Annotated in this window: 23 protein-coding genes; 12 read left to right on the top strand and 11 right to left on the bottom strand. The window is 46.4% G+C overall.

Features of this window, described 5'->3' with window-relative positions; genetic code table 11:
* Positions 1 to 120 precede the first annotated feature (120 nt).
* Together EK374_RS14735 and EK374_RS14730 are read right to left on the bottom strand one after the other, a co-directional pair.
* Complete coding sequence (locus EK374_RS14735) at positions 121 to 621, bottom strand: methylated-DNA--[protein]-cysteine S-methyltransferase (protein ID WP_127025196.1); 501 nt, start codon at positions 619 to 621, stop codon at positions 121 to 123.
* Positions 618 to 2,021: an AlkA N-terminal domain-containing protein gene (locus tag EK374_RS14730; protein ID WP_127025193.1), complete on the bottom strand. Its 1,404-nt coding sequence runs from the start codon at positions 2,019 to 2,021 to the stop codon at positions 618 to 620. The genes EK374_RS14735 and EK374_RS14730 overlap by 4 nt, the downstream gene beginning before the upstream one ends.
* 193 nt (positions 2,022 to 2,214) lie before the next feature.
* Here EK374_RS14730 and EK374_RS14725 point away from each other — a divergent pair, with 193 nt between their 5' ends.
* From EK374_RS14725 to EK374_RS14715, 3 genes are all read left to right on the top strand, one after another.
* The gene (locus EK374_RS14725) at positions 2,215 to 3,543 is read left to right on the top strand and encodes a PP2C family protein-serine/threonine phosphatase (RefSeq protein ID WP_127025190.1); all 1,329 of its coding nucleotides are present in this window, start codon (positions 2,215 to 2,217) and stop codon (positions 3,541 to 3,543) included.
* 14 nt (positions 3,544 to 3,557) lie between these two features.
* Positions 3,558 to 4,049 (top strand): STAS domain-containing protein, encoded by a 492-nt coding sequence (locus tag EK374_RS14720; RefSeq protein WP_127025187.1) that lies wholly within the window; start codon positions 3,558 to 3,560, stop codon positions 4,047 to 4,049.
* A gap of 69 nt (positions 4,050 to 4,118) precedes the next feature.
* The gene (locus tag EK374_RS14715) at positions 4,119 to 4,580 is read left to right on the top strand and encodes a VOC family protein (RefSeq protein ID WP_127025184.1); all 462 of its coding nucleotides are present in this window, start codon (positions 4,119 to 4,121) and stop codon (positions 4,578 to 4,580) included.
* 584 nt (positions 4,581 to 5,164) lie between these two features.
* On the opposite strand, the gene EK374_RS14710 is transcribed toward EK374_RS14715, so the two are convergent.
* Positions 5,165 to 6,172, bottom strand: a complete 1,008-nt coding sequence (locus EK374_RS14710; protein WP_127025181.1) for a hypothetical protein — start codon at positions 6,170 to 6,172, stop codon at positions 5,165 to 5,167.
* Positions 6,173 to 6,247: 75 nt separating this feature from the next.
* Here EK374_RS14710 and EK374_RS14705 point away from each other — a divergent pair, with 75 nt between their 5' ends.
* Positions 6,248 to 6,595: a HopJ type III effector protein gene (locus EK374_RS14705; protein ID WP_127025178.1), complete on the top strand. Its 348-nt coding sequence runs from the start codon at positions 6,248 to 6,250 to the stop codon at positions 6,593 to 6,595.
* Positions 6,596 to 6,753: 158 nt separating this feature from the next.
* Here EK374_RS14705 and EK374_RS14700 read toward each other — a convergent pair whose 3' ends face one another.
* The 3 genes from EK374_RS14700 to EK374_RS14690 all read right to left on the bottom strand — a co-directional run bounded on the left by EK374_RS14700 (position 6,754) and on the right by EK374_RS14690 (position 9,153).
* Positions 6,754 to 7,146: a response regulator gene (locus EK374_RS14700; protein ID WP_127025175.1), complete on the bottom strand. Its 393-nt coding sequence runs from the start codon at positions 7,144 to 7,146 to the stop codon at positions 6,754 to 6,756.
* A 97-nt stretch (positions 7,147 to 7,243) separates the two neighbouring features.
* The gene (locus EK374_RS14695) at positions 7,244 to 8,257 is read right to left on the bottom strand and encodes a helix-turn-helix transcriptional regulator (RefSeq protein WP_127025172.1); all 1,014 of its coding nucleotides are present in this window, start codon (positions 8,255 to 8,257) and stop codon (positions 7,244 to 7,246) included.
* Entirely contained in the window at positions 8,254 to 9,153 is a 900-nt protein-coding gene (locus EK374_RS14690; protein ID WP_127025169.1) for a GGDEF domain-containing protein, read from the bottom strand. The genes EK374_RS14695 and EK374_RS14690 overlap by 4 nt, the downstream gene beginning before the upstream one ends.
* A gap of 213 nt (positions 9,154 to 9,366) precedes the next feature.
* On the opposite strand from EK374_RS14690, the gene EK374_RS14685 reads away from it, so the two are divergent.
* Genes EK374_RS14685 through EK374_RS14675 form a run of 3 tightly spaced genes read left to right on the top strand, consistent with a single transcriptional unit; the run spans position 9,367 to position 15,431 of the window.
* A complete protein-coding gene (locus EK374_RS14685; RefSeq protein ID WP_127025166.1) occupies positions 9,367 to 12,135 on the top strand; it encodes a TonB-dependent receptor in 2,769 nt (922 codons plus the stop codon).
* A gap of 9 nt (positions 12,136 to 12,144) precedes the next feature.
* Complete coding sequence (locus EK374_RS14680; RefSeq protein ID WP_127025163.1) at positions 12,145 to 13,533, top strand: purple acid phosphatase family protein; 1,389 nt, start codon at positions 12,145 to 12,147, stop codon at positions 13,531 to 13,533.
* Positions 13,530 to 15,431 carry a phytase gene (locus EK374_RS14675; RefSeq protein WP_127025160.1) on the top strand — a complete coding sequence of 634 codons (1,902 nt, stop codon included), beginning with the start codon at positions 13,530 to 13,532 and terminating at the stop codon, positions 15,429 to 15,431. The genes EK374_RS14680 and EK374_RS14675 overlap by 4 nt, the downstream gene beginning before the upstream one ends.
* Before the next feature lie 97 nt (positions 15,432 to 15,528).
* Here EK374_RS14675 and EK374_RS14670 read toward each other — a convergent pair whose 3' ends face one another.
* The 3 genes from EK374_RS14670 to EK374_RS14660 form a co-directional block, all read right to left on the bottom strand.
* On the bottom strand, positions 15,529 to 15,720 hold the full coding sequence (locus tag EK374_RS14670) for a hypothetical protein (protein WP_127025158.1): 192 nt from the start codon (positions 15,718 to 15,720) through the stop codon (positions 15,529 to 15,531).
* Positions 15,721 to 15,799: 79 nt separating this feature from the next.
* Positions 15,800 to 16,024: a lipoprotein gene (locus EK374_RS14665; RefSeq protein WP_127025155.1), complete on the bottom strand. Its 225-nt coding sequence runs from the start codon at positions 16,022 to 16,024 to the stop codon at positions 15,800 to 15,802.
* Positions 16,025 to 16,039: 15 nt separating this feature from the next.
* On the bottom strand, positions 16,040 to 16,747 hold the full coding sequence (locus EK374_RS14660) for an SIMPL domain-containing protein (protein WP_127025152.1): 708 nt from the start codon (positions 16,745 to 16,747) through the stop codon (positions 16,040 to 16,042).
* Between the two features lie 274 nt (positions 16,748 to 17,021).
* Between EK374_RS14660 and EK374_RS14655 the strand changes: the two genes are divergently transcribed.
* The 4 genes from EK374_RS14655 to EK374_RS14640 all read left to right on the top strand — a co-directional run bounded on the left by EK374_RS14655 (position 17,022) and on the right by EK374_RS14640 (position 22,827).
* Positions 17,022 to 17,765, top strand: a complete 744-nt coding sequence (locus tag EK374_RS14655) for a dienelactone hydrolase family protein (protein ID WP_127025149.1) — start codon at positions 17,022 to 17,024, stop codon at positions 17,763 to 17,765.
* Between the two features lie 32 nt (positions 17,766 to 17,797).
* Positions 17,798 to 19,750 (top strand): alpha/beta hydrolase family protein, encoded by a 1,953-nt coding sequence (locus tag EK374_RS14650; RefSeq protein WP_127025147.1) that lies wholly within the window; start codon positions 17,798 to 17,800, stop codon positions 19,748 to 19,750.
* Positions 19,751 to 19,838: 88 nt separating this feature from the next.
* Positions 19,839 to 20,987: a 23S rRNA (uracil(747)-C(5))-methyltransferase RlmC gene (gene rlmC, locus EK374_RS14645; protein WP_127025144.1), complete on the top strand. Its 1,149-nt coding sequence runs from the start codon at positions 19,839 to 19,841 to the stop codon at positions 20,985 to 20,987.
* 271 nt (positions 20,988 to 21,258) lie between these two features.
* On the top strand, positions 21,259 to 22,827 hold the full coding sequence (locus EK374_RS14640; RefSeq protein ID WP_127025141.1) for a methyl-accepting chemotaxis protein: 1,569 nt from the start codon (positions 21,259 to 21,261) through the stop codon (positions 22,825 to 22,827).
* 34 nt (positions 22,828 to 22,861) lie between these two features.
* Here EK374_RS14640 and EK374_RS14635 read toward each other — a convergent pair whose 3' ends face one another.
* On the bottom strand, positions 22,862 to 25,084 hold the full coding sequence (locus tag EK374_RS14635) for a GspE/PulE family protein (RefSeq protein WP_127025139.1): 2,223 nt from the start codon (positions 25,082 to 25,084) through the stop codon (positions 22,862 to 22,864).
* Positions 25,085 to 25,194: 110 nt separating this feature from the next.
* The gene (locus EK374_RS14630) at positions 25,195 to 25,719 is read right to left on the bottom strand and encodes a SixA phosphatase family protein (protein ID WP_127025136.1); all 525 of its coding nucleotides are present in this window, start codon (positions 25,717 to 25,719) and stop codon (positions 25,195 to 25,197) included.
* 59 nt (positions 25,720 to 25,778) lie between these two features.
* Here EK374_RS14630 and EK374_RS14625 point away from each other — a divergent pair, with 59 nt between their 5' ends.
* Complete coding sequence (locus EK374_RS14625; protein ID WP_127025133.1) at positions 25,779 to 26,405, top strand: energy transducer TonB; 627 nt, start codon at positions 25,779 to 25,781, stop codon at positions 26,403 to 26,405.
* The last annotated feature ends 49 nt before the right edge of the window (positions 26,406 to 26,454 follow it).

Below are 26,454 nucleotides of genomic sequence, written 5' to 3'. Positions count from 1 at the left end.
TCATTAAAACAGCTCTTTTATCGAAACAATAGCGGATTGTTTTGTATGCATTATTCGAAAAACTTGAACTATCCCCTGTCGCTGGGGACTTATTGATGCGGGCGACCATAAAGGTCGCCCCTACGGAGCTATGCTGGCCTCCAGCTGAAACAAACCCAAGGCCAAAGCCGTATTTTGTTCATGTTTGAGTAGCCAGTCTTTACGCTCTAATCCGCCTGCATAACCTGTTAGTGTGCCATTGGCTCCTATCACTCTGTGGCAGGGCACGATAATAGTCAGAGGGTTACGGCCATTGGCAGCTCCTACGGCTCTTACTGCTTTTGGGTTATTTAGCGCATGGGCAATGTTGCTGTAACTGCGAAGCTGTGCAAAAGGGATTTTGCTTAATTGTTGCCAGACGGCTTGTTGAAAATCAGTGCCCTGAGCTGCCAGCGGTAAGTCAAACTGCTGCAAGGAACCTGCAAAATAAGCATCAAACTGAGCTTTGCAGTCCTGTAGCAAGATATCGTTGCTGTGATCCGGCGCGTCACTTGAATCCCTGAATAATACCGACTCTATACCTTTTGCATTGGCCTTGACGACCAAAGGCCCTAAAGGTGTGGCAAATTGTAGTAGTCTCATTCGGTTGTCTCCTTCAAGGCGGGGCTGGATAAACTAAACCACAGCTGAAAGGTGGCATAACTGCGCCATGGCGCCAGCTGCTCTGGTGTGATATCACCATGGCGTTTTAAGGCTTTTTGCACACCTAAATCACCACCTAACCAAATATCCGGGTCGGCAAGGCCACGCATTTTGCTGTAAGCCACAGTCCATGGTCCTATGCCCTTGAGTTTTAACCAGTCATCCGGCGTGCTTTGAGGTTCAGTTATCACAGTAGTTGCCAGCTGTTTTAAGGTATCGCGTCTGGCTTGGGGCACTTTAAGCATTAGCAATTCGTTTTGACTGATGGCTTCTGGTGTTGGAAACAGTTTTTTTTCCGGGTCATCAGGAAGTGGTTCTGCTAATTCAGCAAGTAATCGATTCAGTTGAGTGCGGGCGCCTTGCACACTGACTTGTTGGCCTAAAATAGCCCGAACTGCTGCTTCAAACGGGCTCCATAAACCCGGCAGTCGTAAACCAGATTCCAAAGAGTCGCCAAACACAGCTGCAAGTTGTTGTTCTATCTGCGGCATATTGGCATCTAAATCTGCCAGTTGACGTATACGTTGCAGCACAGAGGTTAATTCCTGCTGGCTGGGCCAATGCAACTTCAGCTGCATTACGCCTTCTTTTGCCGGGCTTAATTCAAACCAGCCATGCACCACGCCTTCTGCAGTTGGCCAGCTAAAAGTTCTGCCATAGGCGTTACCTTTCACCCATTCCATGCCCTCCAGAGTACGCTGACGCCAGAAATCCAGCTGGGCTTGCCAGTTCAGTGGGGGACGGTAACTAAGTTGTAATTCAATCACTGAGGAGTGTCCTGTCATTTTTTTACGGCGAATTTGGCTTGGGTTTAGCAGCAATTGCTGTTTAAAAGCATCATTAAAGCGCCGGATGCTATGAAAACCGCATAAGGCAGCAATTTGATGCACTGGAAGCAAGCTTTGATGTAGCAGCTGTTTTGCTAACAGCACTTGCTGATACAAAGCATATTGTTTAGGCGCCACGCCTAAATGCTGCTGAAAGAGTTTACGTAAATAACGCTCACTAATGCCAAGACGGGAAGCTAAAGCAGCCTGGTCGCCATGCACTAAAGCACCTTCTGCAATGAGTTTTAATGCGCGTCGTACACTGGTTTCCACACCAAGCCAGGCCGGAGACTGTGGCGCACTGTCGGGTCTGCAACGTAAACAAGGCCGGTAGCCTGCAGAAGCTGCAGCTGCTGCGCAGGAAAAGTAGGTCACCTGATGTTCAGCCGGAGATTTAGCCGGGCAAATGGTGCGGCAATAAATACCTGTGCTTTTTACCGCAATAAAAAACAGGCCATCAAAACGGCTGTCACGCGATAAACGGGCTTGTTGGCAAACAACAGGATCCAGCATGGTAAGACTCATCAGCAAAAACTAAACAGAGTGTACCTTGAGAACAGAAAAAAAGCTGGCCGGATCCGGCACTGAAAGAGACCCTATTTTCAAGATAGATACTCATACCCAACTGCAGGTTGAGCACAGGCGGCTATAGTTAAGCCATATACTTATGCTCCTGTGATCAGACATTAATGTGAAGGAATGCCATATGGAACAACACTTTAATGCTCAGCAAACTACAGCGTCCGACGAAGAAACCCTGCTATTTGCCGCTGATGCCGATGTAACAGACGAGCCACAAGCCAGCTGGACTGTGCTTATCGTGGATGATGAGCCGGAGATACATCAAATCACTTTAATGGCGCTACGTGATTTCAGCTTCTTGCAGCATAAACTGCAGTTTATCAGCGCTTACAGTGCGGCAGAAGCACGACATATTCTGGAGAAAAACAACAATATAGCCTTGATCTTGCTGGACGTCGTGATGGAAACCGATGACGCAGGTCTGGTATTGGTGCGTTACATTCGGGAACAGCTACAAAACCAGCTGGTACGTATTATTTTGCGAACAGGTCAACCAGGGCAAGCGCCTGAGCATCGCATAGTGCTGGATTATGATATTAACGATTACCGCGCCAAAACCGAACTGACAGTGCAGCGCCTGACGACCAGCGTGGTGTCTGCATTACGAGCCTATATGGCGATAGAACAATTGGCTTTGCTGAATGAAAACCTTGAGCAACAAGTTCAGGCCAGAACAGAGCAGTTGCAAGCCAGTAATCAGCAGCTACAACAATCACTAGCTGAACTGGAAGCTGGTGAGAAAGCCGGCAAGCAGGTTCAGTTTAAACTGCTGCCGCCGCCACAACTGAATTGCGCTGAGTACCAATTCAGCCATGCCTTATATCCATCCGAATTTATGAGTGGCGACTTTGTTGACTATTTTTGGGCTGATGATCACAAGGTGGTGTTTTACATTGCAGATGTGTCAGGGCACGGCGTAGCCTCTGCTTTTGTCACTGTGTATCTGAAGCGTTTTATCAGCGCCAAGTTGGAACGATATCAGCGTGCAACCTGCGACCATGTAATTGACCCAGCTGCTGTATTGGTTGAATTAAATAAAGAACTGCTTAAGGACAAAGTCGGCAAATACATAGCGTTGTTTTACGCCGTGCTGGATACCAAAACTGCAGAAATAACCTATGCCAACGCCGGTGCTTTTCCCTGGCCTTTAGTGTTGCAACCGCAGCAAGAACGCTACCTTGAATTAAAAAGCACGCCTGTGGGCATGTTTGATTTTGCCAGTTACAGGAATCATTGCCTGTTGATGCAGGACAACAGCAGCATACTGTTGTTTTCAGACGGTATTTTAGATGTAATGCCACAACAAAGCACCGACCAGAAATTACAATATTTGTTGCAAAAATGCTCAGAGCAAAATGATATAGCCGCATTGTTGCAAGCCTTAGCCATTGATCCAAATAAGCCCTTACCGGACGATTTAACTATACTCAAATTAACCCGGCTTCAAGGCTGATGAGTGAGGACTCTATGACGGAGCAAATCCTGTTTGCTTGTGTTGACCACTGTTGTTATTTCAAGTTATCTGGTGAGCTGCGTTACACCAATGCCACAGGCATGGACGACCTGGTAGAAAGGCTGTTTTCTGCACAGATCCAGTGCAACCAGCTTGTGGTGGATTTAAACCAAGCCAGTTTTATGGACAGCACCTATATTGGTTTGCTGGCCAGTATGGCTCGTTATTGTCAGCAGCAGAATTTACCAAAACCCACCTTGTTTTCAACTCACTCACAAGTCAATGAACTGCTGTTTAGTCTCTGTCTGGATCAGGCTTTTGATATTGTGCAGCACAATACTCAGCATCAAGTGGATATGACCAGCATAAAAGCCCAGCCTTACAGTGATCAGCAAAAAGGCCTGATGATCCTGCATGCGCACGAAGCGCTGATTGCACTGAATGAAAAAAACAAAACCGAATTTCAGTCAGTGGTGGATGTATTAAAACAACAGTTAGGTGAATGAGCTAAAAATCTCTGACTATACTGATAGCGTTTTTTTTAACTTTAAATAAATGACGAGAAGGAGACCGACATGTCCGACGTTCAGGCTATTCCATCAGGCTGTGCTGCCGTATTGCCTTATCTGGTGATCAAAAATGCGGCTGCGGCATTCGACTTTTATCAAAAAGCTTTTGGTGCTGAAACCATAATGCGGATGAATATGCCATCCGGTGCTGTGATGCATGCCGAAATGCGTATAGGCAGCGCGACATTTATGTTCAGTGAACAAAGTGATGACTGGGGCACAAAAAGCCCGGACATGTTAGGGGCTAGCCCTGTGACTTTGATGATTTATGTGCCTGATGTCGATGCTTTTGTCGAGCGTGCCGCAGCGGCAGGAGCCACTGTAACCATGCCGGTATCGGATCAATTCTGGGGCGATCGTAGCGGCTGTCTGCAAGACCCTTTTGGTCACAACTGGATGATTTCCACTCATATTGAAGATGTATCAGAAGAGGAAATGGCAAAACGCTCAGCACAGATGTTTGGATAGCTTTGAGCTTGAAATCTCAGTGCAACAACGAATTCATGAAGCCTGCTTGTTTGTTCGAAGAGCTTCGGCTTTTGCTGCGCCAAAAGAAAGTATTCAAAGCAAGACAGCGCAGAATGTGCTTTGTGAGTTGCTGGTGTTCATTAAGTTGATACTTTTGCTCTTTTTCGAAAAAGGCCAACCCAAAATAAAGCTTCGAAAGCAAAGCCTAAAATTATAAATGCAAATACACCCGTTGAATTGCCATAACTGTATGAGCTAATAGCAACAATAATGAGTACAGCAAGAATTAAGAACCTATACATTTTATTCACACTGTGCCCCTTATAGTCTGATGGCAACTCATGGACTTCAAAGCTTGATTTTGTTTATCGGATAACTATCTGAATGCAAACTATATGAGCTATGGGCGCCGCTTTTTCAAGTTTTATTTTCATTAAACTCACTGAATTTGAATTAACAAATTTTTCTGAAAGTTATAAATTTATTTCAGATAAGGTCAGAAAAAGGTTATGAGCCTGACACTGACCGGCTTTTGTTGATCAACTGAGCTGTCAGAACAAGTTGTGTCCTATTTGGGCTTTAGCTCACACCTTCAAATCAATTTGCTGCAATAAACCCACATTTTTATCTTCAGTTATAAAAATTGAGCTACGTTCCAGCCGGCCTTTTACTTCGTCTTTATGACGTAAGCTAAAAGGTGTGGCTATTGAGTCGACACTTAAAGCCGCTACACCCATGTCTTTTAAGCTGTATAAGCCTTTATCTTCAGGGCGCCATAACCATAAATTTTCCCAGATCGGATCCTGCAGATCGATCAGGCCGTTTTGGTCTTCATCATAGCTGGCAAGTTCAGCAAAGCCTGCACCTGAGCTTGGGCCGAATAATTCTTTACCTGAATCGATAGCACCGTTGTTATTGCTGTCTTTGGCGAGGTAATACTGACCTTGCGCCAGTTGCTGAATAGATTTTGCATTGTCAGTTAAGTTAAACGCAGAACTTTGTCCGCTAAGCTCTACTGGGCGGCCGTTAAAACTCATCACTAAAGGGTCTTTCATTGGCTGTTCTGTGCGTTCGCTGTAGCTGAATTCTTCGTAACTCATGGCAAATTGCATCGACCAGCTAAAGCTGCTGCCATCGTCCAGAGCTACAGAGCCGGAAAAATCAGCGCTGACTGCTTCATAACGGTACGACCATTCACGAATAGTGACGCCTGTGGCATTTTGATTTTGTGGTTGCTCTGGCACAGCGCTATTGTCTGAACCATGCAGAGCACGATTTAATTCAGCAGGGTCTACCCAGCCTTGCAACTCTTCGCCGGTCAGTTGTTCCAGCAAACGTTTGATAGTGCCAATGGAATAGACTGCATTAAATAAACCGTCTTCATGTTTTGCTTCGGTCTTTGGATCTGCCGGTGATGTCATAGTTTCGGCAGAAACGCCATTAGCCGAAGGTAACAGAGAAGTCTGAGTTAAACTTCTGTTATCCTTTGTTACAGTTGAGCTGTCGCTTCGCTCTGGACTCGTACTGCGGCCAGCATAAAATAGCTGCTGACTGCTGGAGTTCTGTTGTTGCTTGATGTTGAGGATTTGCATTGTAGCTCCCTCTCTTACTTGGGCTTAACGACTGTATCGGTCACAATTGTATAAACTTTAACCAGGATGGCTATTATGCTAGAAAATTTTTTCCGTCAGTTGACGACAGATCCAGACAGCATTAGTTTTTCGCAAAGCATAGAGCTGATTGAAAGCTTATATAACTTTACTGAGACGGCCTTTCGTAATGGCGATAAACACAATGCAGCAGGGGAGAACAATGGCTCCTGTAAGATATTTGCCTTTGCTTTATTACACCGTTTATCCGAGCCACAAACTTTGCAGATGTTTGGTGATTATTACCGTAAAGATGTGTTATCAAGCCCTGCAGGCTCAGATCACGCCAATATCAGGCAGTTTATGCAATACGGCTGGGATGGTATTGAATTCGCTGGCCAGGCGCTGAGCCCAAAATCTGCCTGATAGTTATTCAACACAACTACGCAATACGGCTGGGATGGTATTGAATTCGCTGGCCAGGCGCTGAGCCCAAAATCTGCCTGATAGTTATTCAACACAACTACGCAATACGGCTGGGATGGTATTGAATTCGCTGATCAGGCGCTGAGCCCAAAATCTGCTTAAGCAGATTGGGCTTGTGGTAAGTTGCAAATACGATTGATGGTGGCCTGAATTTTTTGTGGCGTAAAAGGTTTGGCCATAAAACCGCTGGCTCCACCTTCAACACTACGTTTCACATTTTCCACTGTGCTGTGTGCTGACATAATCACCACATGGCACTTCGGATCTAATGCTTTAATGCGGGTTAACAGCTCGTGGCCATTGCTATCCGGTAGTTCAATATCCAAAAATATCACGTCAGGATGTTCGGTGCTGATGGCCATTAAGGCTTGTTGCCCTGTGCTGGCTTCAGTTACTTTTTCAGCACCCATAATGCGCAAATTTTGCGTTAAGAAATAACGAACAGAACTGACGTCATCGACGATCAGGATAGAAGATTGATCTATAGTCATGCGCAACATCCTTGCTTGTGGCATTTACTTCACCTAAGCATGTCGTGATTCAGTCAAAAGCGCAATAAATAAACGATGTTTTTGCAGTATATCGGGATTAGGTGCGTAATTGACTTGGCAGTAAACCTGTCCAGCGCTTAAATGCGCGGCGGAAGTTATGTTCGTCGGAATACCCCAACCTGTGTGCCAGCTCTTTATTCGACATACCCTGCAGTAATAAGGCTTGCTGAGCAGCGCAGGCTTTGACCTGATCCTGCAGTTGTTGATAGCTGGTGTGGTGTTGTGCCAATAAACGTTTAAAACTGCTTAAACTTAAGCCCCAGTGCCGGGCTGCTTCATCCTGCGACGGCGATTGTCGTAATACCGTAAAAAGCCATTGTTCCAGTTGTTCAGTAAAAGCAGCTTTTTCTGGTATTGACTGCTGCAAGTAAAGGCACCAGTTCTGTTGTTGTTGCCAAAGAACAGGGTTGGCGTCAGCAAAAGGAAGCTTTAACAGTGCAAGGGGCAAGGACAAACAATTTTGCAAACAAAGTTCTGGTGTCAGTTGCCATTGATGCTGGTATAACCAACTGGTTTCATGATCCAGACCCGTTGCACTGATACTTAGCCTTGATGTATCACCCAACTGTTGTTTCACTAAACCCAGTAAGTAGTGAAGCATCAGTTGTTCTATAAAAGCCTGTTGTTTTCCTAAAGCAAAAGAGGGGCGCAACACCAGGCGTAACTGACCCTGCACCCGCTGCAGGCGCACATAGATTAAAGGTAACAGTTGCGAACGGTAGCGGTAGAAACTCAACAGCGCCTGCTGTAAGTGGGTGCTGTGTCTGAGCATCAACAGCAAAGGCGAGTGGTTGTGATGTAACCAACTTTGAGCTGTTAAATAAGCCAGTTCAGGCCCGGGGCATGCTTTTTGGCAATTACTGACTAACTGTAAATACTGTGCAGGGCTGATTTTGGTCGTGGCTTTACGCAGGTCTTGCTCAAATAACTTAGTACCTTTAAGCAAAGTATCTAAGGCGCAACCCCGGCGCTGGCACAATAAAATCATATCCAGAGCCGTTGTGCTGAGCAGCAGGGATTTATCATCAAAAGCCAGCAACGCTTTGCTCACACCAGGCTCCACTGGGTTTGCTGTTGTTTTTGTTTCTGTAATTGTTGCCAGAGTTGCGATAACAACCGCTGGGGTTTGGTTACCTGTTGCGCTGCTGTTATTTCAGTGATGGTCCAGTGTAATTGAGTATGCAGATGCAAACTGAGTTGGCTGGTGGCATTTTGCAATAAGCTATGTGCTGTAGCCTGATTGCTTTGTGGCATCAGTATGACAAATTTATCGCCGCTGTAACGACAGACTAAATCACCGGATCTGAACTGCACCAACGTCAGCTCGCTGAGTTGTTGTAGTAATAAATCTGCTGCTGCCATACCTTGTTCCCGGTTGAAGCGGGCAAACTGACTGACGTCCACTAAGGCCAGGCAAAAAGGCTGCTGGTGCTGTTGTTGCAGCTCCAGCTCACGCTTCAGTACAGCCAGTAAATACTCAGGTTTATAAAGTTTGGTTAAAGGGTCAAGTAACTGATAATGGCGTAAATGCAGCTCACGACTGGCCAGTTGCTGATTAATAAAACGTTGCTCTTTATGCCAGCCAATCAAACCTAAAGTTAAAATCAGCATGCCAACAGGAGCTGGTATAGATTCAAGCCAACTGAGTAGCCTGTGACTGTCAGGGTATTGGAAAAACTCATCCAGTAAATTCAACTGATAGGACATCACCAGCAATAAAGATCCCACATAAAGGCCATTGGTGACAGGGCCTGCAGGCCTGCTATACAACACCAGTAACAACCAGGCTATGACCACGGCCAAACTGCTGCCTTCGCCCAGAATATCCATCCAGTCAATTTCTGCTGTGGCTTTTAGCTCGCCATAATTTACAGCCAGCAAAATGCAGAGCACAAATAGCAAGAGCGTCAGAGAGAGTTTGGCTGGATGCTGTGAGCTAAATCCCATAAAAGCTTCCGCATAATGAAAAGAATAATGATGAAATCCAGTCTGAACTTTGCATATGACAGTGGCATGACAAAAAGTAAGGTTGTGGAGCTAAGCAGACCCCGGGTCCGCTTAGCTCAGCCAGCCGTGCTTTGAAACGCTGAGCTGTCACAAAAACGCCGCAGAATAAATCCCAATCACTATAAACATCTTCAGGAATTGGGGTTTTCTTCTATGCAAACAAAGACGCTACAAACGAGGAAAAAATTTCGTCGCGCTTTATTAGCCAGCAGTATCAGTTTGATCTGCGCTTCAGTCATGTCAGTGCAGGCCGCTGAATTAACAGGCCGTGTGGTGGATAACCGTCAGGTGTTGCTGTCTGGTGTACAGGTCAGTATTCCGGCATTAAAAATCAGTAAAGTCACAGGCCATGATGGTCGTTTTGTGTTTTCTAATTTGCCTGAAGGCCAGTACCAACTGCAGTTTAGTTATGCCGGTGTGCCGCAGCAAAAGTCTGATGTCAGCTTAAGCTCTAATCAGACGCTGGGGGATATCACACTGGCCAAAGTGGAATCTGGTATCGAAAAGCTGGAAGTGCAAGGTCAATTGGCGTCTGCAGGTAAAGCCTTAAGTCAGCAACGTTTTGCCAGCGGTATTGTCAGCGTGGCAACCACAGACGAACTAGGGCAGTTTCCGGATAAAAACGTCAGTGAATCCTTAGCCCGTTTAGCAGGTTTATCGGTCGAGCCAGATCAGGGCGAAGGCCGCTTTATCCGGGTTAGGGGTTTAGCACCGGATTACAATACAGTGACTTACAACGGCACCCAACTGGCCGCGCCTGAATCAGGCCGTCGTGCTGTGGCTTTAGACGTGATCCCTTCGGATTTATTGTCCTCTGTTGAAGTGACTAAAACCATAGCGCCGGAGCAAGCTGCAGGCTCTTTAGGTGGCACTGTCGATATTAAAAGTATTTCTGCCTTTGACCGCAGCACAGATTTTTATACCTTTAGTGCAGAAGGCAGCTATAACCAGCAACAAAGCGAAACCAGCCCAAAAGTATCAGGTTTATACAGCAGCATTTTTGATATAGCTGGTGATAAAGACGCTTTAGGTGTGGCTTTATCTGCCAGTTATGCCGACCGTAAATTTGGTTCAGACAACGTTGAAACAGGTGGAAACTGGGATATTGAAGAACAGGCTCTGGAAGAATTTGAGCAGCGCCAGTATCAAATCAGCCGCAAACGTATGGGTTTAGCGCTGAGCTTGGATTATCGCCCTGAAGGCGACACCGACTATTACCTGCGGACTTTATACAGCAAATTTACCGACGATGAAGTGCGTCAGAGTGTACTGACTGAATTTGAAGAGCCAGTCCAAGCCGGTGTGGATGCAGCAGGTGAGCTGGTGCGTGGTATTAAAGCCCGTGAAGAAACGCAAAGCATCAGCGCTTTTGTGCTGGGGATGGAGCAAAAACTTGCTGAATGGCAATGGAAAGCCGAAGTGGGCGCCAGCAAAGCCGATGAAAAAACACCTTTTAGTCTGGCTGATGGGCAGTTTAAGCAGGAGTTTGACCAAGGTTTAAGTTTCAACGGCACGGATAAACTGCAGTTACTGGCACCAGAGTCGGCCTACAGTGCCGACGATTACGAACTGGATGAAGTGGAAGTCGCTGACACTTTCACTGAAGAAAAAGAGAAAAACGCCAAGTTTGATATAAGCCGCGAATTGTTGCAAAGCTGGGGCGCGCTGGAATTCAAAGTTGGTGTGAAGTGGAGTGACAGAAGCAAAGTTGCGGATGAAACTCTGTGGCTTTATGAAGATTTAGAAGATGCGGGCCTCACAAAATTAACCCTGGCTGATTACCCTATGGGCAATGCAGATTATGGTTTAGGCAGGTTTGGTCCAGCCATTAATCCAGGCTTGTTATTGTCCGAATTAAGCACCTTAGATAGAGATGATTATCTGGATCCGGTCGAGTCGCAAATTAACGATTTCAGCGTAGATGAAGAGATTAAAGCCGCTTATCTGCAGGGCAACTGGCAAGGTGAAAACTGGCAGGTCATTGCAGGCAGCCGTTTCGAGCATGACCAACGTGACGCTGTAGGTAGTAAATACGACGCTACTACTGAAGAATTCAGCCCACAATTGTACAGCGGTTCTGAATCACACTGGTTACCAGCAGTTATTAGCCGTTACAGCCTGTCGGATCAAACCCAGGTTCGGGCCGCCATTACCAGCTCTTTAGTGCGACCTAGTTTTGCTCAACTGGCGCCGGCTTTTGTGCTGGAAGAAGATGACGGTGAAATTGAAGCCAGCTTTGGTAATCCGGCGCTGGAGGCCTTAACTTCAACCAACCTGGATTTAGGTGTTGAATACTATCCTGATAAATTGGGCGTGATGTCGGCCATGTTGTTTTACAAAGACATTAAAGACTTTATCTACGCCACAGACTTAGCGGGTCAGGGTGAATACCAGGACTTTAATCATGCCGAAACTTTTATCAATGGTGACGATGCGACTTTGTATGGCCTGGAGCTGAACTATGTGCAGCAACTGCAAGGCATCAGCGAGTTTTGGGACCACTGGTTAGTCTCAGCCAACTTAACTTTAAGTCGCTCTGATGCACAAATCAGCTGGTTTGATGACGGCGAGCTGCAAACCCGTGATATAGATTTGCCCAGTCAATCGGATAAAACCGCCAACATGGCCATTGGGTATGAAGACAACAGCTGGAGCTTACGTTTAGCGGCCAATTATAAGTCTGAGTATCTGGTGGAAGTCAGTGAGTTTGATGACCCGGCCTATGACTTATTCAGCGACAGTCAGCTGCAATGGGATTTCAGCGCTAAATGGAAAATCGACCCGGCCGTGCAGTTGTACTTTAATGCGGTGAACTTAACAGACGAGCCCTATTACAACTACACAGGCACACGCGCCTTTAATGCTCAATACGAAGAATATGGCCGTACTTTTGCCATCGGTATTCAGTTAACCAACTGGTAAGGATGGCTTATGAGTATGAAATCCTATGAAAACCTGCGGGGGCCAGTGGCTGGCCTGCTGCTGGTTTTAAGCTGTATGGCAGGTGCTAGTAATACCTCAGTACCAGCTGGTATGAATCGGTATCAGGCCACTAGTTTTGCCGATCGTATAGTGCTGTTACCCGCCACTGACGCAGCCAGCAGTCAAGCTGTGGGCTGGCGCAGCAGCGTAGCGCAAAGCCAGCTGCAATGGACTAAAGCAATAGATGGTCCGGCGCTGGAGCTTGCTGCGAAAACGCTGGATGTGAAAGGCACTTTGGTGCAAACCGACAATGGCCCGGCTTATTTTTATAAAGCTGTTATGTCAGGCTTACAAAGCGATACCTTGTATGCCTACAGAGTCAAAGGCGAGGGCAACTGGAGTGAGTGGCTGCAGTTTCGCACTGCTAAAACAGAGTTTGAGCCTTTTAGTCTGCTGTATTTTGGCGATGCGCAAAACAACTTAAAAGCGCATTTCTCACGTTTGGTGCGCAGCGCTCAGCAGCAAGTGCCTCAAGCTAAACTCATGTTGCATGCTGGTGATCTGGTTAATTCCCGTTACGGCATTTTGGATCACGAATGGGGCGAGTGGTTTGACGCTATTGGCTGGGTCGGCGCTATGACGCCGCAGCTGATTGCCGCTGGTAACCATGAATACCTGAAAAGTACCGATGCCAAAGGAGAAGAACGCCGGGTGCTGGCTGCACAATTTACCGCACAGTTTCAGAGCCTGAATAATGGCCCGGCTGCTTTGCAGGACACTGTGTTTTATCACGACTATCAGGGCGTACGCTTTATCGTGCTGAACTCCACTGCAGCAGTGGAGGACGAAGCTCTGGCTAAAGTGCAGGCCGACTGGTTAAAGCAGGTGCTTTCGAGTAATCCGAATCGCTGGACTATCGCCATCTATCATCATCCGATGTTTTCAGTGTCTTTAGGTCGGGATAACCCCAGATTACGTCAGTATTGGCAGCCATTGTTTGATCAGTACAAAGTCGATTTGGTGCTGCAGGGCCATGATCATGTCTATGGTCGTTATCAGCCTGAAGGCAAAGGGCCGGTCTATATGGTGTCAGTGGCTGGTCCAAAAATGTATCTGGTCTCTAAAGAGGCTCGCGCCCAAATGGCTCAGGTCGGCGAAGATACCCAGTTATTTCAGCAACTGGAGATCAGCGAAAACCAGCTCAAAGTAAAAGCCATGACAGTGACAGGCCGCTTGTACGACAGTTTCACCTTAAAGCGTCAAAGCGATGGTTCGAGCCTGTTGCAACAACAATTTAAAGCCAAAGTCGCCCATTGCAGCGCTAAAACCATCACTGACAACAAATGCTGGCAAGGCACAGAATTCAGCGCTGCCCAAAGCGCTTCGGAGAACAAATGAAATACTCTTTAATCGCAACTTTAGTCTCAGCAGCCATGCTGATGGCCTGTCAGGCGCAAAGCCAAAACACTACAACAACTATTGATACGACAGCTGTATATGCCGAATTAAATACCACAGTAGGGCAGTTTCAAAGCTCTGCTACTGCCTTAGTCTGGCAAGATGGCAAAGGTGTAGTGCTGCAACAATGGCCAGGTGTATTTCGCCGGTTAAAAGCTTTGCCTCAAACCGATGGCTCAGTGTTATTGGCTGCTATTGAAACCGAAAGCAATCAGCTGTACTGGTGGCAACTGCAGGGCAAAACAGTACAGCGTTCTGGCAAACAGCTGGTCAGCCAACTGGTAGTGGACGATTTATGTTGGTATCAAAGTGCAGAGAACAAACAACTTAGCTTGTTTTTAATAGGTGACAGAGGCTTAGGTGAGCAGTGGTTATTGGCGCAGGATTCAAACTTTTTAGCTGCACCATTATCTATTCGTAATTTAAACCTGCCTACTGATGCCACAGCTTGTGCTGTGGATCAGCAAAAAGGCACTTTGTATCTGGCGGAAGGTGCAACAGCGCTCTGGTCTTATAATGCTGAAGTAGAAGCCGACGAAGGCCGCACTCTGATTGATGTGCAGGCACCTTTAGGCAAACTCAGCGGTGAAGTGAAAGCACTGGAATTCACTGCAGGTAACACTTTAGTGGCGTTACAGGAAGAACCTGCTTTGCTGCAAAGTTACCAAACCCAGGGCGATGCTTTGGTTTGGCAACAGAGCAAAGCCATCAAAGCACTGGAGTCCGCTGAACAGTTAGGCCTGTCTGCCGGCAGTTTGTCTGTGGTCAGTGAAGAGGGTCAGCATACCCAATTAAAAGATAAAGCCTATCAGGTGCAAGCTGCAGTGTTGCCAGAGCGTGCCACTCTGCCTATGCAGCAACTAAGCCCAACTTTGGAAACAGTGGCAGTCAGTTACAGAGGGGACGCCATAGATGACCCGGCTGTTTGGCAGGATGCAAAACATCCAGACAACAGTCGTATTTTAGCCACAGACAAAAGAGCTGGAGTGGCTGTCTATAACATGAAAGGCGAGCAGCTGCAGTTTTTACATGTAGGGCGGGTAAACAATATCGACTTGCGTTATGGCCTTGAGTATCAGGGGAAAAAACAGGATATAGCTGCAGCTACGTTAAGAGCCGATAACTCGGTGCAACTCTTTGCGATAGATGCTCAGGGGCAGGTGAACACCGCACTGAAATTTGCCACGCCTCTGACTGATATTTATGGCTTGTGCCTGTATCAGTCAAAACGCAGCAGTCAGACTTATGTGTTTGCCAATGACAAAGATGGTACAGTGCTGCAGTACCAGATCAGCTCCAATGGCCAGAACTGGAGTGCAAAAGAGGTGCGCCGCTTAAAAGTGCCAAGTCAGCCTGAAGGTTGTGTGGCCGATGATCAGAATGACCTGTTGTTTTTGGGCGAAGAAGATGTTGGGATTTGGCGTTTTGCTGCGGATGCCAAAGCCGATACCAAAGGCGAACTGGTGATTAAAGCCGATGCCGATGTGCTGGTGGCTGATGTGGAAGGTTTGGCCTTGTTGTCTATTGGGGAGCCTGGGAAAGCTGGAAAACCAACCTATTTACTGGCGTCCAGTCAGGGCAATGACAGTTATGTGTTGTTTCAGACTACAGCTCCATACAAAGCAGTAGCGCGCTTTCGTATTCGCTTAAATGCAGAGCTCGGCATAGATGGCAGCTCAGAAACTGATGGTCTGGAACTAACCACTTTGTCATTAGGCAAAGGTTTTGAACAAGGAGCAGTGATAGTGCAGGATGGCCGCAACCGGATGCCGGAGCAGGGGCAAAACTTAAAGCTGGTGCCATTGCAACAATTGCTGAATTTAATTCCCGCAAAGTAAATTTCAGCTGCATCACAAAAAACAAAAGGCCGGTGTTTTAAAACACCGGCCTTTTCACACGTCCTGCCAAATTAAAATAAAAACAAAAAATTCAAAATTAACATTTACCTTTTTTCGCCTGGCCTGGTGGGCAATGCTTGCCGTGGCCCTGACCTTCGACTATTACGCCTGGCACTATAACTTTAGGTGGTTCGACCGTGACACTGGGTCCTCTGACCGCACAACCTGTTAAGCCTGACATCAGAACTATTCCAACTGAAGCAACAGTTAAAGCTGAATAAACACGCATTTTTTTCCCTTTTATTTAAACTTGCTCTGTTAGCTTAGTGCTAATTCTGAGAATTGTACAACTCAGAGCCCAGCTTGGATCAGTCATGATGATAATGACGTTTATGTTTTTTGTGTTTTTTATGGTAGTGCCTGTCCTGATAATAATGGCGTTCTTCAACCACTATGACAGGTGTAGGCTCCACTATAACAGCCGGACCATAATAAGCCGGTGGTTCAACCCAGACCGTTGGTCCTCGCACCGCACAACCAGTCAGTGTCAGCAGTGCGGCAATACTTGTGGTCATCAACAATGCTTTTTTCATCTTAAGCTCCGTCTGTTAATCTGACAGGTAGTAGTCGACTGTCGCTACCACTCTGACTTTTTTGATATAAGGCGTATTGCTGTCACGGTCAGTAATGCTGAACTGACCCTGGCTTGCCGTTTTAATTTTTCCCAGTTTACTGTCTGAATCGGCAGCAAATTTGGTGGCCACTTCCCGGGCATTACGGGTCGCTTCTGCAATCATGTCGGGCTTTAACTCGTTTAAACCACTGAAGATAAACTCGGGTTTACTGTCGTAGTCCTGACCTGCTATGGCGATACCTGTTTTACTTAACTCCAGTAACTTCGCCATCGCCTGATGTACTAAATCGACATTACTGCTGTACACAGTGACGGTTGAGCTGGCGGTATAACGCATTTGATTGGCATTGGGATCGTAATAGCCCGCCTGACGATCGACAATTTGTGGTACCGCTACAGAGATTTCTTTTTGACTAAAGCCCTGCAGTTTCAGGAACGCCTGAATTTGCTCATTTTTACGTTCAACATTGGCCACCAGGGTGGTCAGGTTATTGTCGACATCGTTAAATTTGATCGGCCAAATAACGGTATCGGCGGCCACTTCACGCTCTGACAAACCTTTCACCTGTACCACACGCTCCATAGCTCTGAACTCAATCAAGCTGTTAGCTAGAATAGCGCTGCCAGCAACCATACCCAAAGCTATTACTGTTGCTGCAACCCACGAGCGGGACTGGGCCATATAAAACTCCTGATTATCTGATGATTCAAGTGTATGCAACTTAGCTGAATGCCTGATTAATACTGTATAAACCCATCGCACTTGAAGCTGTAGCTTTTTTGACCGCTCCCTATAGTCCCAATCATATAGGTTTACCCTGCTCCAGAGGGCTTTAAGGCTTGTCGCCTGGCTACAACTCTAAGTACTTGGTACAAATAGCAAAAACATGCTGGTGTCTTTGCATTTTGCTCTTTATGATAGATGTCCCGTTTTTTGATTCAAATAGTGTTTTTTTATGCAAATTGAACAGAGCAAAGTCACGTTAACTACGCCAACAGGCCCAATGCTGGTGTATCAGTACCAACCATTAGCCGCAGCTACTGCAAATAAAACCTGGCCTGCTATTTTGTTTTATTCAGAAATTTTCCAGCAAACAGCTCCTATTGCCCGTAGCGCAGCTCTTCTGGCCAGCCATGGTTTTGTGGTGCTGGTGCCTGAAATTTTTCATGAGTTAAATCCGCTGGGCACTGTGCTGGCTTATGACGATGCAGGTAAAGATAAAGGTAATCAGGATAAATGGACTAAGCCGCTGGAGAGTTATGATGCTGATAACCAGGTGATGTTGGATTATTTAAAAACTTTGCCTTATGTCCGGCCTGAAGTAGGCGCTATGGGGGTTTGTATTGGCGGCCATCTGGCGTTTCGTGCCGCACTAAATCCTGCGATTAAGGCCACCTATTGTTTGTATGCCACAGATTTACACAGTGATACTTTGCCTTGTGGTGAAGGACAGCAAAGCTTAAACCGTGCTGCTGATATTCAGGGCGAGCTGGTGATGGTCTGGGGTAAACAAGACCCGCATGTATCTGCTGAAGGGCGGCAAAAAGTGTATCAACAACTGACAGATGCCAAGGTCCGGTTTAGTTGGTATGAATACAATGCTCAGCACGCTTTTATGCGTGATGAAGGTGAACGTTATGACGCAGCTTTGGCATTGCAAAATTATCAGCAGGCCGTGGCTTTGTTTTTTAGTATGTAAAATTAACTAATATTTTTAAGGGGTTAGAAGTTATGAAAAGGATGTCAATTTTGGTCAAACAACTGCTTATGCTGTTTACCCTGTGTTGGGGCGCTTCAGCATTTGCGGCCACGGCTGATCTGGCTGATCTACTGGCAAAGCATGATACCTATACCGGAGTGAAGGTTTCTCCGGATGGAAAACATTTAGGCATTATAGTCAGGGTTGATAACAAAAAAGTGTTGCTGTTTTTATCTATGGACGGATTTAAACCTGTTGGGCAGGCTAAATTTCCCGGCAGTACAGAGGTTGGTAATTACCATTGGGTTAACAATGAAAGGGTAGTGATCAGTCTGGCAGAAACTCAGCCATGGAGTGTTGCGCCTTCATTTTATGGTGAACTTTTTGCAATCAATTACGATGGCAGTCAAGGTGAACTTGTGTTTGGATACCGTGCCGGAGAAATGCAAACAGGCACCAAATTAAAAGTAAAACAGGCTCAGCGCGCCTGGGGTGAAGTGATTGATACCTTGTCGGATGATGAAGACAATATTCTGATTTCGAGTACAGGTTGGAGCAACGGTGGCGATCGTTATTCAGACGTGCTGTTACTAAATGTCTACACAGGGAAGTCACGTAAAGTGACCCGTGCTCCTGTACCTCAAAGTACATTTTTGACCAACAGCAAAGGTGAAATTCGAGTTGCTTTGGCAACCAACGAAAAGAACAAAGCTGAACTCTATTACTTCCAGGATAAACAATGGAATCAGATCCCGTCAGACAAATTGGGGGATAAGGTCGGTGTTGTGGCTGTTAATAATTCAGATGACGGTGTGATCCTGCTGGATCAGTTCAACGCCAGTCAGCAGGGATTGTCTGAATTAAAATTCAAAGATGCAAGCCGGGAACTGATTTATCGGGATCCAGCTGTGGAAATTACCGCTGTAGGGCTGACGCAAAAAGAACGTCAGGCTTATGTGATGCGAATAGACGATGGTAAACCAGCGTATTTGCTGATCAAAGGTGAGCAACAAGAATCGTCGATTTTTAAAGATTTGTTGTCTGCTTTTCCAGACCAGGCTGTTTCCATTACCAGTCAAACCAAAGACGATAATATCTGGGTTGTGCTGGCAAGCAGCGATACCAATCCTGGCACCTATTACTTATACAAAAGAAAAGACAATGCGTTGGTGAAGTTATTTGACAGCAGACCTGAACTGTTAGGTGTGAAGTTGGCCAATACAGAAGCAATACAGTTTAAGTCTTTTGACCAGTTGCCAGTGAGTGGATTTATTACACCAGCGGTAAATGGGAAGAGTAAATCAATGGTTGTGTTGATCCATGGTGGTCCTCATGGGGTGCGTGATTACTGGGGCTTTGATTCAGAAGTGCATTTATTGAGTCAGTCTGGTTTTAATGTATTGCAGGTAAATTACCGTGGTTCTGGTGGTTATGGCGCAAATTTTGAAGCGGCAGGTTACCGGCAATGGGGTGCAGCTGTGCAACAGGATATTATTGCTGCCACTCAATGGGCAATAGCTCAGGGGCACGCCGATGCTGATAAGGTGTGCATTATGGGTGGCTCTTTTGGTGCTTATGCGGCAGTGCAGTCTTCTATTCTTTCTCCTGATTTGTATCGCTGTGCTGTCGGTGTCGCAGGTGTTTATGATTTACCAATGATGAAAACCGAGGGGGATATTCCGTTGTCTTCCTTTGGTATTTCTTATCTGGAAGATGTGCTTGGTTCTGATGCTAAAGAGCTGGATCTGTTTTCGCCGGCAAGAAGGGTTGCTGAGTTAAAAGTGCCATTGCTGATCGCTCACGGCGAGCGGGATAAACGAGCGCCTATGGAACAAGCAGAAACTTTGCGTAAAGCTCTGGATAAACATAAAAAGACTTATCAATGGCTGGAGTTTGATGATGAAAGTCATGGTTTTTATGACCCTGAAAATCGCAGTAAATACTTTAAGCAGGTGACTCAGTTTATCCATCAACATATTCCTTGAGTGGAACATGCAGGGTTTGTGAAAACCTGACTGTGAGTTAACATAGAGGCTATCTGGTGATAGCCTTTTTTCGTTTTTTTGAGTGTGTATGAATTGTATTGAATTTACCGCCGGACGATGTCGCTCCTGTGTTGATTTACTTCAGCCCTATCAGGCACAACTGCAAGCAAAACAGCTTCAGGTTCAACAATTGCTTGCACCCTTTGAGCCGCAATCCGTGCTACCTGCAGTCGCAAGTGCTGAACAAGGTTTTCGCAACAAAGCCAAGATGGTGGTGAGTGGCACTTCGGATAAGCCAGTACTTGGTATTGTCAATGCCGGGCGGACAGCGGTGGATTTGTCTGCTTGTCCTTTATATCCGGCAGCCTTTGAGCCTGCTTTTACCCTGATTAAAAACTTTATTCAACGTGCCGCCTTAACTCCTTATCAACTGGAACAAAAACAGGGTGAGCTGAAATTTGTTTTGCTAAGTCAAAGTCAGCACTCAGAACGTTTTATGCTGCGTTTTGTACTGCGCTCTAAAAACTGCCTGGCCTCTATTCAAAAACATTTACCCTGGTTAATGCAGCAATGGCCTGAACTGGAAGTGTGTTCGGTCAATCTGCAGCCCGTGCATATGGCAGTGCTGGAAGGGCCGGAAGAGATAGTGTTAACCCAGCAGCAGTTATTGCGTGAAGAGTTAAATGGCATCCCTTTGTATCTGACGCCTCAAAGCTTTTTTCAGACCAATACTGCAGTGGCAGCTGCTTTGTATGCCACAGCACAACAATGGGCTGCAGCCTTACCGGGGCAAAGGCTCTGGGATTTATTTTGTGGTGTCGGTGGTTTTGGTTTGCATCTGGCAAGCTCAGCACAAGGGCAGGTGCGGGATTTAACCGGTATTGAAATTGCTCCCCAGGCTATCGCCAGCGCAACACGTTCAGCCGCTGAGCTGGGCCTGACTGCGGTTCGGTTTCAGGCATTAGATGCCGCTGCTTTTGCCAAAGCCACGGCACAAGCGCCTGATCTGCTGTTGGTGAATCCACCTCGGCGAGGTTTGGGTACAGCGCTTTGCCAGTCTGTATTAGTTTTGCAGCCAGCCTGGCTGATTTATTCCAGCTGTAATCCAGATAGCCTCGTCAGTGATTTAGCTGTATTGAGTAAGGACTACCAGCTGTTAAAAGTACAACTCTTTGATATGTTTCCTCATACTCAGCACGCCGAAGTGCTTACTTTGTTGCAAAGGCGCAGTGCCTGATAAGTTATTCAGCAAGTTATACCCTTCGTACTTGAAGCTGCAGCTTTGTTGATGACGCGCTCTCGCCCCAGTCACATAGGACGACTATGCTCCTGGGGGCTCATGCTCTGTCGCCTCCCTGAGCTCCAATTACTTTGGGTATATTTTTCTTATATTTCCTGTCCAAGACTTTAATCTGCTGCTAGGTTTTTATCAGTATTTTCATTTCCCTGTATTAACTCATGTCCGCTGGATTTAGTTGTATCTTGGACCACTAAGGAGAGTACCGCAGATGCGCAAGAACTTACCTGTTACCGAAAGAGAGCGTACTTTTCCAAAAGAGCAGCAGCTTATTTCTTCTACTGATATCAAAGGTACGATTTTGCATTGTAACGATGCTTTTGTCTCTATCAGTGGCTTTAGCAGAGAAGAGCTGGTGGGCAAACCTCATAATATAGTGCGGCACCCTGATATGCCTGAGGCAGCATTTAAAACCATGTGGGGTTATTTACAGCAAGGCAAGCCCTGGATGGGGCTGGTAAAAAATCGCTGTAAAAATGGTGATTATTATTGGGTCAATGCATACGTCACTCCTGTCACTGAACATGGTAGGGTTGTGGGTTATGAATCCGTTCGTACTGTGCCCAGCAGAGAGCAAGTAGCTCATGCCGAGCAATTATATAAAGCGATAAATTCCGGCAAAAATACCGATAATGCCAAATCGGATGTGCCAGGCGATTTGCGCTGGGCTTCTTTGCCTCTGCTGGCCGCCATTGTATCTTTAATGTTGTGGTGGGCTGTTGGACCAGTTACAGCAGCTATAGGTTTAATGGCCACCGCTTTATTAGGTTATGGTTTGGGTGTTTATCGACTGAAGCAATCATTAAATGGTTTGGTAGATTTAATGCCTACTCCATTTACTGATCCGCTGGCGGTCGCTTCTTATGCGAAACATCAGGGGCGATTAGGTCAGTTGGAAGTGGCCTTATTGGCTGAGTCAGCCCACTTAAATACGGTATTAACCCGGATTGAGGATTCGTCGACCAGAGTAGCAGTGCAGGCTGAGCAGGTGCGGCATTTATCTGTGGATGCGGCGGATAGTATCCGTAAACAGCAAATGCAGACGGAGCAGGTGGCTACAGCGATGAATGAGATGACAACAACCATTGCTGAGGTGTCCTCTCATGTTCAGGACACGGCCAGTAAAGCCGATGATGCAGATGCGTTGGCCCGCTCAGGTTCTGCTGTGGCAGGACAGACCCGTGGTGCTATCAAGCAGTTACAAAAAACAGTCAATGATATCAGCCAGTCTGTGGCAGATTTGGCTGAGCAAACCAATAAAATTGTCGGTGCCGCCCAAATCATTGAACAGATTGCAGAACAAACGAATTTGCTGGCGCTTAATGCGGCTATTGAGGCGGCAAGGGCTGGTGATCAAGGCCGGGGTTTTGCCGTGGTCGCGGATGAAGTGCGGCAGCTGGCTTCCAGAACTACAGCGTCTACTAAAGAGATTTATGACATTATTCAACAGCTGTCAACCAAAGCCAAAGCTTCAGTGCTGGTGGCTGAAAATGGCCGTAAGGATGCCGAATTAGGTGTTACTCAGGTGGAACAGGCGGAAAAAGCACTGGAAGGTATTAGTCAGGCGGTCAGCAGTATTGCTTCTATGGCCGGACAAATGGCAGCAGCTGTTGAAGAGCAGGCTCATGTGGCTGAGGATATTAACCAACAAATTGTCAGCATTTCAGATCTTGCCAGTAAGTCTTTAAGTCAGGGTACAGCGGTGAGTGAAAGTGGTAAGGATTTACAAAATACCTCTGAGCAACTGCATGAACTGGTGGAACGATTCCGCAAAGCTTAATGAATAGTCACAGGACGAAAGCCGCGTTGCGGCTTTAGTCCTCAAATACCGAAATTGCCTGCAATTGTTTAAAGTCTGTAATGCCAGCTAAAACTTTTAAAATACCGTCCTGTACTAAAGTGCGCATACCATCGGCAATGGCCTGGTGCTGAATTTGCTCTATGCTGGCTTTGTGATAAATCAGTTGCCGCACCTTGCCTGTGACTGGCAACAGTTCATGCACTCCCACCCGGCCTTTGTAGCCCGTTTGGTCGCAGGCCTGACAGCCTTTGGTTCTGTAAAGCGTCAGAGGTGTTTTTAACTCAAGTTCAGGCGCAAAAGCCAAGCCGTAATGTCGCTCTATATAATCTCGCTCAATCTGATCTGGTTGATAGGCTTCTTTGCATTTAGTACATAAAGTGCGAACCAGCCGCTGCGCCAGAATACCGATGCAGGCATCGGCAAAGTTAATAGGGTCTATACCAATATCAATTAAGCGGGTAATGGTTTCAGGCGCTGAGTTGGTGTGCAATGTAGATAACACCAGGTGGCCTGTTAATGATGCTTCAATACCAGCGTGCGCTGTTTCTTTATCACGCATTTCACCTATTAAAATAATATCCGGATCGGCCCGTAAAAAAGCCCGCAGAGCCACCGCAAAGGTTAAGCCTGATTTATTGTTCATTTGCACTTGTTGTAAGCCTGGCTGAGTAATTTCGACCGGGTCTTCAGCTGTCCATATTTTTTTGTCCGTGGTATTCAACTGCCCTAAAATGGCATGCAAGGTGGTGGTTTTGCCTGAACCTGTTGGGCCAACCACCAGCAACACCCCATGTGGGTGTTTAATCATCTGTGACATCATCTGATAGTTGCGGGGGCTCAATTGCAGCTTGTCAAAAGGCAAAGCTTCGCCACTGGCTAAAATCCGCATTACTACTCCTTCACCAAAAACAGTAGGTAAAGTAGCGACCCGAACTTCTATTATTTTATTCGCCAGTTTGACACTGAATTTACCGTCCTGCGGCAGACGCTTTTCGGCTATATCCAGCCTGGCCATAATTTTAATACGCGATACAACGGGGGGCATAAAAGCAGGCGGAATTTGAATCAGCTCACGGCATTCGCCATCAATGCGCAAACGCACGCGGCAGGAGCTTTTGCCTTTGCCGGATTCAATATGAATATCGGAGGCATTCAGGCGCTGCGCGTCCATTAAAACCCGGTTTACCAACTTCACCACCACAGGGGTTTCTTCTGAGATCCCTTCGTCTTCCTGTTGAAGCGTCTCCAGCGTCAGGTCATCATCGGCTTCATTTAATAAATCGCCAAGCTCCGTCAGGTTATCTTCTTGCTGGCCTTTAATGTAGTGGTCGATATCGTCAGGCAAGGCGACATGTATATCGTAATTTAATAGTCCGGTAGCCCTTTCTACTTCCATCAACGTATCGGCATTGTTTGGATTGGTCAGCACTATCACCACTTTGCCGGATTGCTCTTCGAGGATCACCAGATGGTTTTTAAGCAGGTAAGAGCGGTTCAGTTTGCTGTTCAGTGCATGCAACTGATATTTGTCAGGTTCAAAACCAATAAAACTGACCTGATAAAAAGCTTCCAGCGACAATCCCAGCTGTTCTTTGCTGATTTTATAGTCGGTGATGATTCTATTCACTTGTGTGGCAAAATCTTGTGGAGGCTGATTTAACTGTTGCAGCTGGCTGGCTGAGATTAAATTCCGATGCTGTAAATAATCAAAAGGCCCACGGGTTGCCCCTAATTCATAACGAAATTTCTGCCCAAGCAATTGCGCTAATTGTATGGCTTTGTCGCAGTCATCCTGGCTAAATGCTACTACGGTTTTGGCATTAATCAGCTGGACCACTCCTAACAATACGTTTTGCTCAGTGATAGGCACGGCCAGCACAGAGCGGGTGCGAAAGCCGGACTTCTGGTCAAACTGACGGGCGAAATTCAGTTTAGGATGGATCAGATGCAGTTCCTGCTCATCGTAGGCATCTTTAATCAACACTGATTTTTTACTTAGTGCAACATAACCCGCTATGGATTGTGGCCCTACAGGCACGCGGATTTCAGTCAGTTCTGAACCGGTTTTAAAACGTGAGTAAATATCCTGACTATGGCAACTACGCTGATAAATAGTGATACGTTCAGCAGAAAAAAGCTGGAGTATTTGTGCTTCCAGCTCGGGAAACACATCCAAAAAACGTTCTGAATTATGGATAGACTGGAACAGTTCTAACAACTTTTGATAAAACGCCATAAGACCCCTGCGCCAGACGGTAACTTGTCAAAGAAAGGACAATTTTCGTTGTTTTCAGTCTAGCATAGGGGATTATTTTTGCTGTGTTGTGCTGCAGCTAAGTGCTTGATCTAGCTATTCGATGAGGCGCAGATCGCGGGCTGCACTATGGTATAAGTCATTAAACTATAACCTTGTCCGGACTGCTTTAATTGATAAACCACACCATAGTCTTGTTCGCTGATCTGTGGTGCAGCTAACTGACTGAGCAGATGGATCAGTTCCGGCGTGGTATTACTGTGTCCAACCACCAGCACACTACTGTCCTGTTGCAGGATTTTTGCTGCAAGGGCAGGTAAATCACTGGCGTTATAAGGCTGTAGTTTTGCAGCGGATTGAACCAATGCAACTTGTTGAGCTGTTTGTTCAGTGCGTTGATAGCCGCTGTGATAAATAGTCGACAGCGGGGTGGGGATCAAGTGTGCCATCGCCTTCGCTTGCGCCAGACCACAAGAACTTAATACTGGGTCTTTGTCCGCAGATTTTAATTTTTCGGCATGTCGCACCAGATAAATCTCAGGCGGAGCTGCGTGCAAAGCACAAGTTGCGACACTTAGCAGTGCGATTCCGGCAAAAACTGATAATTTTTTGATCACTGGTTAACCCCTTTTTCCCTGCTGTTTCGTCTAATTAAAAAACCAGTGGAGAATGCCAGATGAACAGAGTTGAAACCAGTACTGATACTCAGAAACTAATGACGGCTGCTTTGCCGGCATTTGTAATTACCTTTTTATTATTTGCCCTGATGCAGCAGTTGATTGGAGCAGATACCGTATCAATCCGGCCTGTGTCTATTCCAATCGATAATGAATTGCCTGAACCAAGAAAAGACAGCGATCCAAACCTTATAATTCGTACTTTGCCGGAGCCAGAAAAGCCTATGCCAAGACCAGAGTCGTTAACACCTGACCCTACAGATGATGGAGGGCCTTTAGTGGAGGTGTCCGTGGAACCAGTGTTACCAGTACCGGGTTTAGATGCTGCAAGGGACTTTATGCTGCTGGATAAAACAGCCACAGCACTTGTTCGAATTGACCCTAAATACCCGACACAAGCTGCTAAAGATGGTATTGAAGGGTGGGTAAAGTTAAGTTTCTCAATTGATGCGACTGGTGCTGTTATTGATGTACAAGTGCTGGATGCTGAACCCAAACGTATTTTTGACCGCGAGGCCATCAAAGCGCTGAAAGCCTGGAAGTATCAGCCACAAATGCAGGATGGAAAAGCTGTGGTACAGCATGGCATGCAGGTGCAGCTGGATTTTAGTCTGGATAAAGCATAACAATAAGGTACAACAATAAAGCACTATGCCAGTATCTGTGTAATGCTGG

The organism is Rheinheimera mangrovi, assembly GCF_003990335.1.
Classification (GTDB): domain Bacteria; phylum Pseudomonadota; class Gammaproteobacteria; order Enterobacterales; family Alteromonadaceae; genus Pararheinheimera; species Pararheinheimera mangrovi.
This window is presented reverse-complemented; position numbering and strand designations above follow the sequence as displayed.

Coding starts and splice junctions, on each gene's coding strand:
- EK374_RS14735 (WP_127025196.1), bottom strand. CDS start 621: ATGAGACTACTACAATTTGCCACACCTTTAGGGCCTTTGGTCGTCAAG.
- EK374_RS14730 (WP_127025193.1), bottom strand. CDS start 2,021: ATGCTGGATCCTGTTGTTTGCCAACAAGCCCGTTTATCGCGTGACAGC.
- EK374_RS14725 (WP_127025190.1), top strand. CDS start 2,215: ATGGAACAACACTTTAATGCTCAGCAAACTACAGCGTCCGACGAAGAA.
- EK374_RS14720 (WP_127025187.1), top strand. CDS start 3,558: ATGACGGAGCAAATCCTGTTTGCTTGTGTTGACCACTGTTGTTATTTC.
- EK374_RS14715 (WP_127025184.1), top strand. CDS start 4,119: ATGTCCGACGTTCAGGCTATTCCATCAGGCTGTGCTGCCGTATTGCCT.
- EK374_RS14710 (WP_127025181.1), bottom strand. CDS start 6,172: ATGCAAATCCTCAACATCAAGCAACAACAGAACTCCAGCAGTCAGCAG.
- EK374_RS14705 (WP_127025178.1), top strand. CDS start 6,248: ATGCTAGAAAATTTTTTCCGTCAGTTGACGACAGATCCAGACAGCATT.
- EK374_RS14700 (WP_127025175.1), bottom strand. CDS start 7,146: ATGACTATAGATCAATCTTCTATCCTGATCGTCGATGACGTCAGTTCT.
- EK374_RS14690 (WP_127025169.1), bottom strand. CDS start 9,153: ATGGGATTTAGCTCACAGCATCCAGCCAAACTCTCTCTGACGCTCTTG.
- EK374_RS14685 (WP_127025166.1), top strand. CDS start 9,367: ATGCAAACAAAGACGCTACAAACGAGGAAAAAATTTCGTCGCGCTTTA.
- EK374_RS14680 (WP_127025163.1), top strand. CDS start 12,145: ATGAGTATGAAATCCTATGAAAACCTGCGGGGGCCAGTGGCTGGCCTG.
- EK374_RS14675 (WP_127025160.1), top strand. CDS start 13,530: ATGAAATACTCTTTAATCGCAACTTTAGTCTCAGCAGCCATGCTGATG.
- EK374_RS14670 (WP_127025158.1), bottom strand. CDS start 15,720: ATGCGTGTTTATTCAGCTTTAACTGTTGCTTCAGTTGGAATAGTTCTG.
- EK374_RS14665 (WP_127025155.1), bottom strand. CDS start 16,024: ATGAAAAAAGCATTGTTGATGACCACAAGTATTGCCGCACTGCTGACA.
- EK374_RS14660 (WP_127025152.1), bottom strand. CDS start 16,747: ATGGCCCAGTCCCGCTCGTGGGTTGCAGCAACAGTAATAGCTTTGGGT.
- EK374_RS14655 (WP_127025149.1), top strand. CDS start 17,022: ATGCAAATTGAACAGAGCAAAGTCACGTTAACTACGCCAACAGGCCCA.
- EK374_RS14650 (WP_127025147.1), top strand. CDS start 17,798: ATGAAAAGGATGTCAATTTTGGTCAAACAACTGCTTATGCTGTTTACC.
- rlmC (WP_127025144.1), top strand. CDS start 19,839: ATGAATTGTATTGAATTTACCGCCGGACGATGTCGCTCCTGTGTTGAT.
- EK374_RS14640 (WP_127025141.1), top strand. CDS start 21,259: ATGCGCAAGAACTTACCTGTTACCGAAAGAGAGCGTACTTTTCCAAAA.
- EK374_RS14635 (WP_127025139.1), bottom strand. CDS start 25,084: ATGGCGTTTTATCAAAAGTTGTTAGAACTGTTCCAGTCTATCCATAAT.
- EK374_RS14625 (WP_127025133.1), top strand. CDS start 25,779: ATGAACAGAGTTGAAACCAGTACTGATACTCAGAAACTAATGACGGCT.